The 15,419-nt window shown below is 44.2% G+C and carries 13 protein-coding genes; 10 read left to right on the top strand and 3 right to left on the bottom strand.

The window, feature by feature from the left end; translation table 11 throughout:
• Nucleotides 1-456: 456 nt before the first annotated feature.
• The 3 genes from G633_RS0109510 to G633_RS0109500 all read left to right on the top strand — a co-directional run bounded on the left by G633_RS0109510 (nt 457) and on the right by G633_RS0109500 (nt 2,525).
• On the top strand, nt 457-1,239 hold the full coding sequence (locus G633_RS0109510) for a mechanosensitive ion channel family protein (protein ID WP_022770048.1): 783 nt from the start codon (nt 457-459) through the stop codon (nt 1,237-1,239).
• Between the two features lie 131 nt (nt 1,240-1,370).
• Entirely contained in the window at nt 1,371-1,892 is a 522-nt protein-coding gene (locus G633_RS0109505) for a QueT transporter family protein (protein ID WP_026519763.1), read from the top strand.
• 21 nt (nt 1,893-1,913) lie between these two features.
• Entirely contained in the window at nt 1,914-2,525 is a 612-nt protein-coding gene (locus G633_RS0109500) for a thymidine kinase (protein WP_026519762.1), read from the top strand.
• A gap of 46 nt (nt 2,526-2,571) precedes the next feature.
• Here the strand turns inward: G633_RS0109500 and G633_RS19290 are convergent, their stop codons facing one another.
• Nucleotides 2,572-3,633, bottom strand: coding sequence for a hypothetical protein (locus G633_RS19290; protein WP_051200091.1), 1,062 nt, complete (start codon nt 3,631-3,633; stop codon nt 2,572-2,574).
• Between the two features lie 464 nt (nt 3,634-4,097).
• On the opposite strand from G633_RS19290, the gene hisC reads away from it, so the two are divergent.
• The 4 genes from hisC (at nt 4,098) to G633_RS0109475 (ending at nt 9,609) form a co-directional block, all read left to right on the top strand.
• The gene (gene hisC, locus G633_RS0109490) at nt 4,098-5,156 is read left to right on the top strand and encodes a histidinol-phosphate transaminase (protein ID WP_026519761.1); all 1,059 of its coding nucleotides are present in this window, start codon (nt 4,098-4,100) and stop codon (nt 5,154-5,156) included.
• An 18-nt stretch (nt 5,157-5,174) separates the two neighbouring features.
• Complete coding sequence (locus tag G633_RS0109485) at nt 5,175-5,693, top strand: small multi-drug export protein (RefSeq protein ID WP_022770042.1); 519 nt, start codon at nt 5,175-5,177, stop codon at nt 5,691-5,693.
• 45 nt (nt 5,694-5,738) lie between these two features.
• The gene (locus tag G633_RS0109480) at nt 5,739-6,593 is read left to right on the top strand and encodes a class I SAM-dependent DNA methyltransferase (protein WP_026519760.1); all 855 of its coding nucleotides are present in this window, start codon (nt 5,739-5,741) and stop codon (nt 6,591-6,593) included.
• 280 nt (nt 6,594-6,873) lie between these two features.
• Entirely contained in the window at nt 6,874-9,609 is a 2,736-nt protein-coding gene (locus G633_RS0109475) for a hypothetical protein (RefSeq protein WP_026519759.1), read from the top strand.
• 73 nt (nt 9,610-9,682) lie between these two features.
• Here the strand turns inward: G633_RS0109475 and dapF are convergent, their stop codons facing one another.
• Nucleotides 9,683-10,588, bottom strand: a complete 906-nt coding sequence (gene dapF, locus G633_RS0109470; protein ID WP_026519758.1) for a diaminopimelate epimerase — start codon at nt 10,586-10,588, stop codon at nt 9,683-9,685.
• 20 nt (nt 10,589-10,608) lie between these two features.
• Nucleotides 10,609-11,073, bottom strand: coding sequence for a hypothetical protein (locus G633_RS0109465; RefSeq protein WP_022770037.1), 465 nt, complete (start codon nt 11,071-11,073; stop codon nt 10,609-10,611).
• A 181-nt stretch (nt 11,074-11,254) separates the two neighbouring features.
• On the opposite strand from G633_RS0109465, the gene G633_RS0109460 reads away from it, so the two are divergent.
• The 3 genes from G633_RS0109460 (at nt 11,255) to G633_RS0109450 (ending at nt 15,402) form a co-directional block, all read left to right on the top strand.
• A complete protein-coding gene (locus tag G633_RS0109460) occupies nt 11,255-11,758 on the top strand; it encodes an SEC-C metal-binding domain-containing protein (RefSeq protein WP_022770035.1) in 504 nt (167 codons plus the stop codon).
• A gap of 63 nt (nt 11,759-11,821) precedes the next feature.
• Nucleotides 11,822-13,705 (top strand): threonine--tRNA ligase, encoded by a 1,884-nt coding sequence (locus G633_RS0109455; protein WP_026519757.1) that lies wholly within the window; start codon nt 11,822-11,824, stop codon nt 13,703-13,705.
• Between the two features lie 62 nt (nt 13,706-13,767).
• The gene (locus G633_RS0109450; protein WP_026519756.1) at nt 13,768-15,402 is read left to right on the top strand and encodes a hypothetical protein; all 1,635 of its coding nucleotides are present in this window, start codon (nt 13,768-13,770) and stop codon (nt 15,400-15,402) included.
• The last annotated feature ends 17 nt before the right edge of the window (nt 15,403-15,419 follow it).

The following is a 15,419-nucleotide window of genomic DNA, read 5'->3' as shown; positions in this document are numbered from 1 at the left end:
GTAAGGATAAGCAGATGTGAGCAATATACCTTACTGTCCTAAATCAAAAACTTCAAAAATACCGTAATGATGAGCTGAAATGTGTATGAAGCACTACTGTCCTAGAGAAAAAACTTAAAAAGGACAGTAAGGATGAACAGATGGAAGAAATAACCTTACTGTCCTGGAAGAAAAAATGCCAAAAAACAGTAACTGCGAGCGCATAGGTAAGCATGAGAGGACCGGAGATATCCAAACATGCCTTCCCCGCTTAGTGACCTGAATGTGGGAAATGCCATGGCGTCAAGAATGGGCGCTTTTTGCCCACTTGCTATGTTCTTGACGCCATGAAATTTCCTGCTACAATGCATAAATCACGGGGAAGGCACGTGAAATATACGCTGAGCTTATACAGGAAATATATCTCCAAACTTATGCCCAAATGTGATATACTACCTATGTTTTTGGAGGTAATGTATGAAAGAAGCATTGGATATTTTTCTTAAATATGTTCTACCGTTTCTGGTGGCATATTTCCTAAACATGTTCATAAATAAAGTCCTCAATAAGAAGACTCTTAGAGGCAAGCTCCATCTGATATTCTTAAAGGGTATCATTCTGGCGCTGATATGGGCTGTTGCTGCGCTGACAGCGCTGAGCGGAATTCCGGCATTCTCCAAGACCTGGGAGACGGCTGTTGCTTCATCCGGAATTGCGGCTGTTGTACTCGGTCTTGCTGCCCAGTCAACACTTGCAAATGTGTTTTCCGGAATAGCCCTTTCTGCATCCCACTCAAGACCTTTTGATATGGGAGACAGAATCAAGATAGACAACTATGATCCGGGATTCGTAGAGGATATCACATTAAGACACACTGTAATCAAGACCTATCAGAATGAGATCATCTACATCCCAAATTCAATTGTGGGTTCATCAACTATCGTAAATTACACGCAGGAGCAGTCTTTCTCCTATCCGATACGAGTTTCGGTAGCATATGGCACTGATATGCAAAAGGCCATGGATGTTATCGCAGATACTATCAAGAATCATCCAAAGCACTATGGCAAAAGACCTGTGGTACTTTGCAAGAGCTGCGATGACAGCGGAGTAACACTTCAGGCTCTGGTTGAGACAGAGGACTTCAGAGATAACCCAAGAACATGCTCTGAGTGCCTTGTGGAGATAATGAAGAGATTCAAGGAAGAAGGAATCGAGATTCCTTACAACAAACTTGTTCTTTTACAGGGAGAGGAATAATTCTCTCTTTACAAAAAGCAGTTTATCTGTTTATACTATTTTGTTTGATTAAAACTGTGATTATCTGGGAGGTGACATTACCGCATGGTTGCAGTTGGTAACTAATAATGCATTAATGGAGGAAACCAACAATGAGCAAAACAACCACCAAAACACTTTACATCGTGCATGCGGCAATTATCGCAGCCCTTTACGTTGTACTTACTGCTCTCGCAGCAGGCTTCGATCTGGCAAGCGGTGCTATTCAGGTCAGATTTTCGGAATGTCTTACAATCCTTCCGTATTTCACTCCCGCAGCTGTACCGGGTGTTGCAATCGGATGCCTTATTTCAAACATCTTCTTCGGTGGAGCGCTTCCTGATATTATCTTCGGAACACTTGCTACACTTATCGGAGCAGTAGGAACATATATGGTAAGAAAGAACAGATTCCTTTGCTCAGTTCCACCGGTAGTTTCAAATGCTGTCATCATTCCTTTCGTACTTAAGTATGCATACGGAATTCCCGGTGCTCTTTGGTACTTTGCGCTGACAGTTGGAGCAGGAGAGATCATTACCTGCGTATTCTTCGGACAGATCCTTATTTCAGCACTCAGCCCTTTCAGGGACAGAATTTTCGGAAACGGTGCAGAGTCTGTTAGGAAAAAGAAATAATAAAATTATAAGGGGTATGGTATGGGAAAGCTATATTTCAGGTATGGGGCTATGGGGAGCTCCAAGACCGCAAACGCTCTGATGGTCAGGTACAACTATATTGAGAAGGGACAGAACTGTATTCTTCTTAAGCCCGGCATCGAGAACAGGGACGGAGAGAAGAAGGTTAAGTCCAGAATGGGACTTGAGGCTGAATGTACCTTTGTTGAAGACTTCCTTGACGAGGTTGTAAACGAATGGTTCACCAAAAAGTCCGATGCCTGGAAGAAGCTGGACTGTGTCCTTGTGGATGAAGCTCAGTTCCTTACCGAGGAACAGGTTGATCTGCTGGCAGAGGTTGTGGACAGATATGATCTTCCGGTTATCTGCTATGGTCTTAGAACAGATTTTACAAGCCACTTATTTACCGGCTCCAAGCGTCTTATGGAAATCGCCAATTACATCGAGGAAGTTCCGACTGTATGCTGGTGCGGACGAAGAGCACATTTCAACGCAAGAGTATGCAATGGCAAGATTGTAAGGGACGGCGAGCAGATCATGATGGGAGGCAATGAATCCTATGTATCTGTCTGCAGAAGACATTTCCTTAGCGGAGAAGTTGACGGAGTTCGTGAAAGAGATATACTGGAATAAAAACAAGGACTATGAGCAGGGAGCCCATAGTCCTATATTTTTGCCCTTAAAGCGCAGCCATATCAAGCTGCTGAACAAGACCAACGCCTCCGCTTTCTCTGAGGAAGATTCCGGAGGATCTCATCATGGCTGCTGTAAGGAAGTTGGAATTGTAATGAGTGAATTCCGTCTCCGCATTGCCAAGATAAATTGCTCCTACATCCGATTCTTTTAAACTAAGAAGACTGTCTGTTCCATCTTCGTTTCTGATCCAGATGCTGAGCTTTTCGTAGATCTCATCATTTTCATCGATCCATCCGTTGCCGTCTTTGTCGTAGGCTGCAAGGTCAGTAAAGCCATTTCCGCTCTTTGTTCCAAATAGCTCGGACCCATTACCAATCTTGCCGTCGCCGTTCTTGTCATAGGCCAAGAAACCTGAGCCTTTTCCGAGATTGGATATCTTTTCCTCCTGTCCGTCACAGTCAAGATCAAAGTAGAAGGACTGGTCACTGATGTGAGTCACATCACTTCCAACGTTGATGACAAGAGGATCAATAAGACTTACGGCGCTTGCTACGCTCATGCCGGCATATTCGGTAAGGCGCCTGGACATTGAAAAGCTAACTCCGAAATCAATTGACCTTCCGTCCTCGGTCAGGGCTGTGCCTGTTCCGCTAAAGGTGGTCTCCTCCTGCTCTACGTGAGTCATGGAGACGGTTGTGACTTTGACGAAGGAATTCTCTGTCAGCATATTTGCAGTGTTTGACAGAGTGTGCTTAAAGCCTTTTGACTGATCATCGCCGCCAAACATCTGAAGAAGGCGAAGTATCCTGTCAAGAAGAGATGCCCGAAGTTCAGAGATCTGTTCTTCAAGGCTGCTCTCAAAGGTGCTCAGATACTCAGTCTTAGAAGGCTTAAAGGAAGTGTACGTCTCACTTCCAAGTGCAGTGGAGTCTGTACTTCCCACTGCATCGCCGCTCAGTTCAAGGCTGTCGAGTTTCTTTTCCTGATTCTGCAGACTCTCTAGGAAAGACCCTCTTGTCATGGTGCCACTTTGAACTGAGATGCTGTTCTCCTCAAAGTACTTGTTCGAGGAGACAAGGTGCACATTACTTTGCGCAATTTTCATGGTACCTCCTTTTGGATATGAAGGTGCCGTTTTGCCCCGAATGCTGCATCCTGAGCGCAAAATTTTACGACCTGTACACACAGATTGCGTCGGTGTAGTCACTTTTTGGGCGCAAAAAAGGACCTTCATATCGATGAAGTTGTAACTCATCCATGAAGATCCATGCTTTCCATAGCTGTCATTACATATATCGGATCGGGGCTCTCAATACCTTATAGAGATTTCAGAAGACTAAATATTCTGACAATAATTAAAAAGACATTTTGAAAAGAGCGTATATCTGCCCGCTTGATTTTGCATGGAGCAGTCCGTATAATTGACAGTGATTCTCGTGAAGGCACGAGTCATGTGGACATGTTTACATGTCCATATGACGACGCCCACGGGGTAACATACCTCGCTTTATGCGAAGGTATGTTACATGCACTGATAACTTTGATTTGCAACAAAAAAGTGGAGCAGATATGAGTTGGGAAGAGTACGTTAGAAAGGTTGTGCCATACACACCCGGCGAGCAGCCTAAGATTAAGAACATAATAAAGCTTAATACAAATGAAAATCCATATCCGCCATCACCTCTGGTGTATAAGGCCTATGAGGAGACTGAGCTTTCGGATTTCAGGAAATATCCTGATCCTACCTGCTCGGTACTGGTGGATTCCATTGCATCTTTTTATAATGTGAAAAAAGAGAATGTCTTTGTTGGAGTTGGCTCTGACGACGTACTGTCCATGGCTTTCCTCACATTCTTTAATTCGGATAAACCGATTCTTTTCCCGGATATAACCTATTCGTTTTATGACGTATGGGCAGATCTGTACAGGATTCCCTACAAGCAGATGCCTTTAAAAGATGATTTCACAATCGATCCTGCGGACTACTACGGTGAGAACGGCGGAGTGGTGATCGCCAATCCAAACGCGCCCACAGGAGTTAAGCTCCCGCTTGATGCCATAGAGGATATCATCAGCCATAACAGGGACGTGGTTGTCATCGTTGATGAGGCTTACGTTGACTTTGGCGCAGAGAGCGCACTTCCTCTTATAGATAAGTATGATAACCTTCTTGTTGTAAGAACTTATTCCAAATCAAGGTCACTGGCAGGGCTTCGTATAGGCTACGCCTTCGGATGCGAGAAGCTCATCAAATACCTTCTGGATGCCAAGTTCTCTTTTAACTCTTACACCATGAATATGCCCTCTCTATCACTTGGGGCAGCAGCCATGAATGACAGAGAGTACTTCGAAGAGACAACAGGCAAGGTCATTGCCACCAGGGAGCGCACCAAGGTTTTGTTAAAAGAGCTTGGATTTGAATTCGGGGATTCGGCTACAAACTTCATTTTTGCCCGTCACCCGGGGAAACCAGGTAAGGACATATTTGATTATCTGCGTTCACATGATATAATAGTGCGTCGCTTTGATAAGCCGAGCAGGATAAGTGAGTATCTTAGAATCTCCATTGGAACAGATGAGGAGATGGACAGGCTCATAGAGGTTTTAAAAGAGTATCTCGGCAAATAATTATATGAGGAGTTTTTTATGTTAGCATTTTTTAAAGAGTCACTGATTGGCCAGTATATTACAGTGTTCATCGTTTCAATGGTGCCACTTATCGAGCTCAGGGGAGCTATTCCCATTGCTCATGGTTTTAATTTAACTGATACAGGATTCAACCTGGTCCTTGGATACATTCTCATTGCGATAGGAAACATGATTCCTGTACCCCTTATCTATTTCTTCGCAAGGAAGGTCCTTGAGTGGGGAAAAGACAAGCCGGTTATCGGTAAGTTCTTCACCTTCTGCCTTGAAAAGGGAGAAAAGGGAGGACAGAAGCTCCAGGCAAAGGCAGGACAGGGATTATTTGTAGCGCTTATGCTTTTTGTAGGAATCCCTCTTCCGGGAACCGGAGCATGGACAGGTACACTTGCAGCCAGCATCCTGGATATGGATTTTAAGAAGACAGTAACTGCGGTTATCTGCGGAATTGCACTGGCAGCTGTGATCGTAAGTGTTGTTTCAGCACTTGGATTTGGAGCATATGTAGGAATTACAGGCTGATCACTGTAGCTTATGAGAGGGCAAGGCCCTTACAGGAGAATATAAATGGAAGCATATACAGATTTTGCAGCAGTATATGACACCTTTATGGATGAGACCCCATACGCAGTATGGGGTACTTTTGTTGCAGGACTAATTGAGAAGTATGGCATTTCGAAGCCTGTTAGGACAAGCACCGTTCAGGGAAAAGAGCTCTCGGAAGAATATGATACTGCTGAGGATTCCGAGCAGGCACTGGATGAAGAGAAGAACCTGATAGTAGAACTTGGCTGCGGAACAGGCTCTTTTACCCAAGAGCTCTATAAACTTGGCTATGACATAATGGGAATCGATTTATCGCCGGATATGCTAAATCTTGCCAGGATGAAGAGTGCCGAGGCGGGCTACAATATCATGTACCTGGAACAGGATATGAGGGAGCTTGATCTGTACTGCACGGCAGGAACCATAGTAAGTGTCTGCGACAGCATAAATTATGTACTTGAGGATCAGGAGGTCATAGATACCTTTAAGCTGGTGAATAACTTTCTGTATCCGGGCGGAGTATTTATCTTTGATTTCAACACGCTTCACAAGTACCGGGATGTGATCGGAGATACAACAATAGCCGAGAACAGAGAGGATTGCAGCTTCATCTGGGACAACTACTACCACGAGGAAGAACATGTAAATGAGTATGACCTTACAATCTTTGCAAGGTGCGATGAGAAGGATGAGGTCTTCAGACGATCGGTTGAGACGCATTTCCAGAGGGGCTACACACTGGAAGAAATGCGACAGTTCGTGGAAAAAGCGGGGCTTACGTTCATTGAGGCGATAGATGCAGATACCCACGAAAAGCCTGATGATAACAGTGAAAGAATCTATATAATAGCCAGAGAAAATGGAAAACGGATTTAAGGCAATTGCCTTGAATCCGTTATTTTTATGCCCCTTACACGGAACTGGAAGCGCTTACAAAAGTATCTGTTAACAAAATCTAAAGAAAAACAATGCGTCAACTGCGCGTTCTTAAACGATTTCGAAAAAATATTAACGAAGTATAAACGAACCCTTAAGCCTTGGTTAAATGACAAAATTTGAGTCAATTATGATGGTTTTTATGATTTTGGCGGTGCTATCCTAACACACAAGTTGGGAAAAACAAAAACAAAACAAGATTATTTACGAGGTGGAAAAAATGAAAAACAACAATGTAAAGTCACAGTTAATCAGGGTTGCAGCATTCGGCTTAAGTGCCAGCATGGCATCAACATCAATCACAGCTTTTGCTGCAGATGAAAATGAAATCGCTTACAACAATAATGACACTGAAGTGTTAGCAGATCAGAGTGAGATCACTACAGATGAGAGTAAAGCAGAAGAGACTGCAGAGCAGTACCAGGAGAAGACAGATGAGGTTGCTTCAAAGGTCGGCGATGTAAACGATGCAGTTGATGAGCTTGTCGATAACGGGTATGAAAAAGAGAACAGCAAGGTTGACGGATTCAGAAATGAGATAAATGAAGCTACTGATTCTATCACAGCAAGTGATAACAAGATTGCTCAGGATATCGAGACAATCGAAAATGTAAACGAAGAACTTAAGGAAGACCTGATTGAGGCCGGCGGAATCGTAGCAGAGGATCAGGAGATTGCTAAGCAGGCAGGCGATGATCTTGCAGCAAAGAGCGCTGATATCGATGCAGCTACAGAAGCAATTAAGAATGCATCAACAGTTGCAGGCGCAAATGCAGCATACAATAAAGTAGAAGGTCTTGCTAAGGAAGCTGAGACTTCTTATGAGGAAGCAGTTAAGAAGTCAGAAGAGCTCACAAAGCAGTTCGAGGAAGCTAAGCAGGCTGTAGAGGATGCTCGTGCAAGATATGAAGAGGCAGATGCTAAGGCTTCTGAGGATCTTGAGGCAGCAAGAGAAGAGCTTGCAAATGCTCAGAGAAACCTTGAGCTTTTAGAGACAGAGTCAAATGCTGCTATAGAGAATGCAAAAGAGGAGCTTGAGGCTGCAACAGAAGCTGCACAGAAGAAGGCAGATGCAGCTGAAGAGACTTATAAGAAGGCAGTAGAGGATCTTGAGCAGAAGAGAGAAGCTGTAGAGGATGCTCAGGATGAGCTTGAAGACAAAAAAGCTGATAAGGAAAAGGCTCTTGATAAGGTTGAAAAGATCAAGGAGAAGATCCGCAAGGCAGAGAAGAATAAAGTAAGCGATAAGAGAATGCAGGAGCTTAAGGAGCAGCTTGCTGAGGCAGAGGAGCTTCAAAAGGAGCTTGCCCAGCAGTATGACGAGGCAGAGGCAGAACTCGCTACTGCCACAAAGGCAAACAATGAGGCAAAGCAGGCAGCAAAAGAGGCATCTGATGCAGAAAAAGAAGCTTATGATAAGTATCAGGAGCTATCAGAACAAATAGCTGACGAGCAGTTCGAAGATACTAAGAAAATGGAAGCTGACCTTGAGCAGGCCAAAAAAGAAAATGAGCAGTCAAAGGCTGATCTTAAGAACGCCCAGGATAATGTTGATATGATTTCGCATAAAGCTGATGCTTTATGGCAAAGAATGTGGCATATGAGAAGGGAATCCGGCCTTAAAAGGTATGCTGATAAGAAGAAGTATCAGGTGCTTATGAAGGAACATCAGGATCTCCTGAATGCTAAGGATTATTGGGAAGGCATTGTTCTTACAGAGGAGCAGAATGTTGCAGATACAGACGCAGAGGTAAAAAGACTTACCGATGACCTTGCTGAAATCTCAGGAGCTGTAAGTAAGGCAAACGAGATTATTGCTGATTATGAGTCAAAGAGTGATGCTCTTACAAAAGCAAATGATAAAGTAAAAGAGGCTAAAAAGGTATACGATGATGCTAAGACCAAAGCATCAGATGCAGAAAAAGCAGTAAAGAAAAATCAGAAAAAGATTGATGATCTTAAAAAGAAGATAGAGAAAGAAAAAAGCGAATCTGAGAAGCTTGAAAAAGAACTTAAGGCTGCAGAGAAGGAACTTGCTAAAGCTCAGAAGGAAGTAGATAAAGCCAAGAAAGCAGAAAAGAAAGCAGCCAAGGCAAAGGATGACGCTGCTGATTATGCAAGAGAGACTAAGAAGGCAGCACTTGAGGCAGCAAAGACAGCTAATGAAGAGATAAAGAAAGCCCAGGAGGCTTATGCAAAAGAGGAAGCAGCTTACCAGGATCTTATCGATGCAGCAACAGATGCAAAGGCAAAGGTAGCTGAGGCTCAGGCTGTAGTTGATGAGCTTGAGAAGTCAATCGCTGATCTTGAGAGAAAGATCACTATCGGCGGTGAAGATACAAGCATGGATCTGTTCGTTATGAAGACACTTGAGGATAATCTCAATATTGCAAACGAGGATCTTCAGAACAAGAAGCAGATTCTTGATGTTATCAACAAGAAAGTAGCAGATGCTAAGACTGCAAGAGACAAGAAGGTTGCTGACCTTACACCTAAGGGAGACGGAAGTTCAGACCAGGGCGGAAACAATGACGGAGATAATGGATCTTCAACAATTACCCCTGTTGTAGTTAGAACTACTACAGCAGCTCCTGCAGCAAATGATGCACAGGCAGCAGTACTCGGCGCAAAGAAGAGCACAAAGACATCAAAGACCGCCAAGGCTGCATCTGTAACAGATACAGAGACAGAGCAGGTTAAGGCAGAAAATACAAATACAAATGACCAGGCAGTAGTTGGAGATATGGCTTCATCTGAGGAGAAGAAGTCTGATACAGTTACAGTTATTGCTGAGGAAGAGACAGCTAAGGCTGATACAATTCCTGAGCAGAAGAAGGCATCATTCCCATGGTTTGTACTTGTGATCCTTGCAGCGCTTGGTATCACAACTGAGGAGATTATCAGAAGAAAGAGCGTTAAGGCAAACAATAACGCAAGTGATAATGCCAACCAGTAAATAATCTTATATACACGGAAAAAGACAGGCTTAAAAACCTGTCTTTTTCTGCGTTTATCAAAAAGAATTATTATCAGATCTCAATTGTTCCTTCAAATACAGTAGTTCCTGGGCCTTCCATGATCACAGGACTGCTTCCGTCTCCGTTCCAGGTGCAGGTTACGATTCCGCCAAGTACATGTACATTAACAGTGTTGTCTGTAAGACCGTTTAAGATGCAGGCAACGGTTGTTGCACAGCATCCTGTTCCGCAGGCAAGGGTTTCGCCTGTTCCTCTCTCCCAGACTCTCATGTGAACATTGCCCCTGTCATCTATCTTCACAAATTCGGTGTTTGTACGATTTGGGAAGAATGGGTGATTCTCAAATTCGGGTCCGAACTTCTCAATCTCAAAACCTGCAAGATCATAGTCGTCAGGAAGTATTACAACCGCATGGGGATTGCCCATGGATACACAGGTAATTTCCCAGTCTCTTCCGGCAGCAGTGATAGGTGCTTTAAAACATATATCCGAAGGGATGTTTGAAAGCCCGTTAGTGCCAAGCTTATCACCTCCTGCAGATACGGTAACAGGAACCTGCGGAGCACTGAGGATCGGAGCTCCCATGTCTACCTTTACCTTGGTGACAAGGTCATTGTCATCAACTGTCAGGTCGATATATTTCTTTTTCCCTGCACTTACTATGGTGAGGCTCTTCTTGTCAGTCAGGCGATGGTCGTAAACGAACTTCGCTACGCATCTTATGCCGTTTCCGCACATCTCGGATCTTGAGCCGTCTGCATTGTACATCTCCATCTCAAAATCCACATCCGGGTCATCTACGGGATTTATAAAAATAAGTCCGTCTGAGCCGATCCCGAAGTGACGGTCTGAAACCTTTACGGCCAGTTCCGATTTCTGATCCTGAGGAACAAGCTCTTTTGCCCCGTCAATATAAACGTAGTCGTTGCCACAACCGTGCATCTTGGTAAAATTGATCTTCATAAACTCCTCCGCATTTATTTATTAAGTATAGGTCTTGCGATGTGAACGTTAAAGAACTCGATGAGTGGGCCCATGAAAAAGGCAGTGATGATGGTTCCGATTCCTGCGATTGTCGGAATCTGTCCGATGCTGCCACCGGCCATAAGGAACAGCACGCAGCCAAGGATTACGCATACGATATCGGTGATGATCCTGACATACTGGAATTTTCCCTTTTTCCAGGTGTTGACTATTATAAGGGCGACAGCGTCATAGGTGGATACACCGAGGTCAGCAGTCATGTAAAAGGCAGAGCCGAAGCAGATGATGACAACTCCGATGACAAGGTCTGCCATGAAGGACTGGAATGGATCAACGCCAAGGGCTGCAATCTTGAATATTCCGACGCTGATGGCGCAGATGATAACACCAAACAGAGTCATGGCTGTTCTCTTTGGGAGCTTGTCTATGCTTTTTATGCTCTGCCAGATTTTGTTCATATGCGTAAGTCTCTCCAATCTATGCATAATTATTAAATATATAATAAATGCTGAGTGTTCTGCTGTCTATGCGATAGTTGCCATATTTTGCCTAATATATTAAAATAGATTGAATGTATGTAGAGTTACTGCATACATTAATTTTTTTGTTGAGAATTATTTAGAAACAGGAGAAACAACTATGGCATTATTAAAACAGTGGCGCGATATGGCTTATTCTGAGACTGCCAACAAGGGCGATCTTCAGAGACTTTGGACAGATTATTTTCAGAAGGAAAAAGACATCTATGCTCAGCTTTTAAAGAATCCCGACGAGGTAGTTAAGGGAACAGTAAAAGAGCTTGCTGAGAAGTTTGGCATTGATGTTATGACTATGACAGGCTTCCTTGACGGAATCAACGACAGCCTTAAGGAGCAGAATCCTATCGAGGAGATGGAAGAGGATACAGAGGTTAACCTCGGCTTTGAGAAGGAGCTCCTTTACAAGAACATGGTAAATGCCGGAGCAGACTGGCTTTACAACCTTCCTGAGTGGGAGGAGATCTTTGATGAGGATAAGAGAAAAGAGCTCTACAAGGAAGAGAAGGCTTCTCATACCATCAGAAAAGAGAACAAAGTATATCCTAATGATCCATGCCCTTGCGGAAGTGGCAAGAAGTACAAGAAGTGCCACGGCAGAGCTTGATCATTTGATATAAATAATAAACATGTGGCTGTACCCGGTAGGTATAGCAGGAAAGGGAAAACAATGACAAAAGAAGAGTTTAAAGAAGTTTACCGCCACTCGTTGGCACACATCCTCGCCAAGGCTGTTATTGAGCTCTATGGCAAGGAAGTTCAGTATGCGATCGGACCACAGATCGATGACGGATGCTACTATGATTTCGTGCTTCCAAAGGCTGTGACCCAGGATGATTTCAAGACCATCGAGGACAAGATGAGAGAGATCATCAAGAGAAGAGAGGACTGGACACGCAAGGAAGTTACAAGAGCCGAGGCTCTTGAGATTTTCAAGGATCAGAAGTTCAAGACAGAGCTGATAAATGATCTTCCGGAGGATGAAACTCTTACAGTTTACTATACAGGTGAGGATTTCGTAGACCTCTGCAGAGGACCTCACGTAGACAATTCACAGGAACTTATGAATGTTTCCTACCAGCTTAAGAGCATTTCAGGCGCTTACTGGAGAGGAGACGAGAAGAGAGACCAGCTCTCAAGAATTTATGTATATGCTTTCCAGACCAAGGATGAGCTCAAGCAGCACATCAAGATGATCCAGGAAGCAATGGAGAGAGATCACAAGAAGATCGGTGCTCAGCTTGATCTTTTCATGTTCGATGAGACAGCTCCCGGAATGCCTTACTGGCTTCCTAGAGGATGGAAGATGTATCAGGCACTCCTTAAGTACTCAAGAGAGGTACAGGAGAGACATGGTTACACTGAGATTGCTGCTCCTCTTATCAACAACAAGAAGCTCTGGCTCATCAGCGGACACTGGGCTCACTATGTAAACAACATGTTCATGGTTCCCGGTCTTGAGGGAATGGTTAAGGCTGACGCAGATATCCCTGAGGTTTATGAGAACTACAGAGATGCGGATGAGACACCTAAGCCTGTTAAGATCGTTGCAGGATCAATGATCTACAACCGTGAGCTTGAGGACACAATGGCTGCTAAGCCCATGAACTGTCCTAACGCTATGATGACCTACAGAAGAACCAATCACTCCTACAAGGAGCTCCCTATCAGATACAGTGAGTACGATGTACTTCACCGTAAGGAGAAGAGCGGACAGATGAACGGTCTTTTCCGTGTTCAGGAGTTCAGACAGGATGATGACCATACATTCGTAATGGAGTCACAGATCAAGGAAGAGATTGCAGACGTTATTGCAATCGCTGACGAGATCTACTCAACATTTGGTGTAACCTACAGAGCAGAGTTCTCAACAAGACCTGAGGACTTCATGGGGGACATCGAGGTTTGGAACAGAGCAGAAGCTGCCCTTAAGGAAATCCTTGACGAGAAGTACGGCGAGGGCGGATACGAGATCAACGAGGGAGACGGTGCGTTCTACGGACCTAAGATCGACCTCCAGATCAAGGATGCTCTTGGAAGAGAGTGGCAGTGCGGAACTGTACAGCTTGACTTCCAGCTTCCTCACAACTTCGGACTTACATACCAGGCACAGGATGGTTCAATGCAGATGCCTGTCGTTATCCACAGAGCTATCTACGGATCACTTGAGAGATTCATTGGTATCATCATCGAGAACTTCAAGGGTGTATTCCCATTCTGGCTCAGCCCATATCAGGTAGGTATCGTTCCTATCAGAGTTGAGCATAACGAGTATGCCAAGAAAGTTGAGAAGGCTCTCATGGATGCTGGAATCCGCGTAGAGGCTGACTACTCCGACAACAACATGAAGGAGAAGATCAAGAAGTACAAGAACTACAAGGATCCATACATCATCGTTGTAGGTGACAAGGAAGCTGCTGAGAACACTGTATCAATCAACGTTCGCGGCTCCAACAAGCAGATCCAGAACGTTCCTCTTGATGAGCTTGTTAAGATGTGCACCAAGATGAACAATGAGCATTCACTGGAACTTATTGATTCCTACGAGGCATAATATCTAAGTATTATTCAGGCACAGCACTTTTGTGTTGTGCCTGTTGTTTTATGAGGTTAGAAATGAAAAAAAGGACTAAGATAACAGCGATGCAGCATCTGGGGATTATTTTCTTTGCTGCAGCGATCTATTGTCTGATCAGATCCATAACTTTATCTCTTACCACAGACATCTGGTATGACGAGCTCTTTACCATGGAGTTTGCAACAAGGCCCGTAAAAGAGCTGATAAGCCTTACGGCCAGAGACGTACATCCGCCTTTTTACTACATGATTGTAAGGCTTTTTATTCTTTTGTGTGAGAGCCTTGGGATTACAGGCGATGGCGCTATGCTTGGGGCAGAGTCCGTTGCCAAGCTCGTGTCTGTGCTTCCGTTCTTTATCCTTATGATCTACGGGGCTACGACCATCAGAAAGCGCTTCGGTATTCTTCCGGCAGGGTTATTTTCTTTTGCCATAATAACCATGCCCCAGATGCCCGAGTACACCACGGAGATCCGCATGTACAGCTGGGCTATGCTGTTTGTGACCATGGCTCTGCTTCATGGCCTAAGTCTCCTCGACAGCATAATGGGCAGAGGAAGAGAAGGGTGGAACATTTTAGATGGTCTCATGCTGTGGCTTAGCACCACTGCTGCAGCCTACACTCATTACTATGCTGCTTTTGCCATAGGGATAATCTATGGAATTCTGATAGTCTGGATGCTGGTCTATTATATGCGCGTTGCGAAGAAGAAGACCGAAGGAAAGATCGGCCTCAAGGCTGCAGCTACTCTGATCGTTGCCTTTAACCTGACCATCGCTTCCTACATTCCCTGGGTATCGGTTGTGCTGAGACAGGTAGGCGCGGTAAAAGCAAACTACTGGATACAGCCGGTCGGCATCAGGAGTTTTGGCAGCGCGATCAAGCACCTCTTTAAGGGCTATTTTACAAACGATCTGCTGGCAGTTGTGATAGCGGTTTTATTATTTGTTCTGGTGGCATTTTTACTGGTAAGGACCGTGCTCAGAACCATCAGGGAAAAAGAGATAACGGATGCATATACACTTTTCGCTTTTTCAGTACTTCCTTTAGTTGTCTTGACCGGACTTATTGCGTCAATCCTTATAAGACCTGTGTTTGTGAACAGATATATGCTCCCTGCATATGGGTGCTTCTGGCTCGCAATTTCTGTCATGGCTTCTGTAGAGATTGACAGAGTCTATAAAAGAGAAAAGGGGCAGCTTGTAGGGAAGATCGCCGGAGTTTTGCTTGCAGTACTTATGATCATCGTGGGAGCGGTAGACTACAAGGCCTTTATCGGCAATGAAGAATACCGTATGGTCAACATCGAGAAGACTTTCGATATGCTTGATAGCATAAACAGTGATACAATAGTCATCAGTAATTTCGAACACGTTCAGGGGCTTTTGTCCTATTACCTGAATAAGAAAGAAGGCAATTACAAGGTTTATCTCTACCAAGCAGAACCTGAAGCTCTGATAAAAGAGACGGTTCCGGGACTTGAGACAATTGAGGATCCTATTGATATTGCCAACTATCTGGACGCCGGAAAAGAAGTTTTGTTTTTGGGAAGCTTTAATTCCAGAGAGGATATTTTGAAGGATTGGAATGAGCAGTATCAGATCACTTCTGAAAATGAGGGAAGCTACCTCATGGAGAGATACTGGTTTGACGTGTTCAGACTCAGCAGATAACTGATATTCGGAGATAT

It is taken from the genome of Butyrivibrio sp. FCS006 (assembly GCF_000424525.1).
Lineage (GTDB): Bacteria > Bacillota > Clostridia > Lachnospirales > Lachnospiraceae > Butyrivibrio.
Note: the sequence above shows the minus strand (reverse complement) of the source record. Positions and strands in the feature narration are given on the sequence as shown.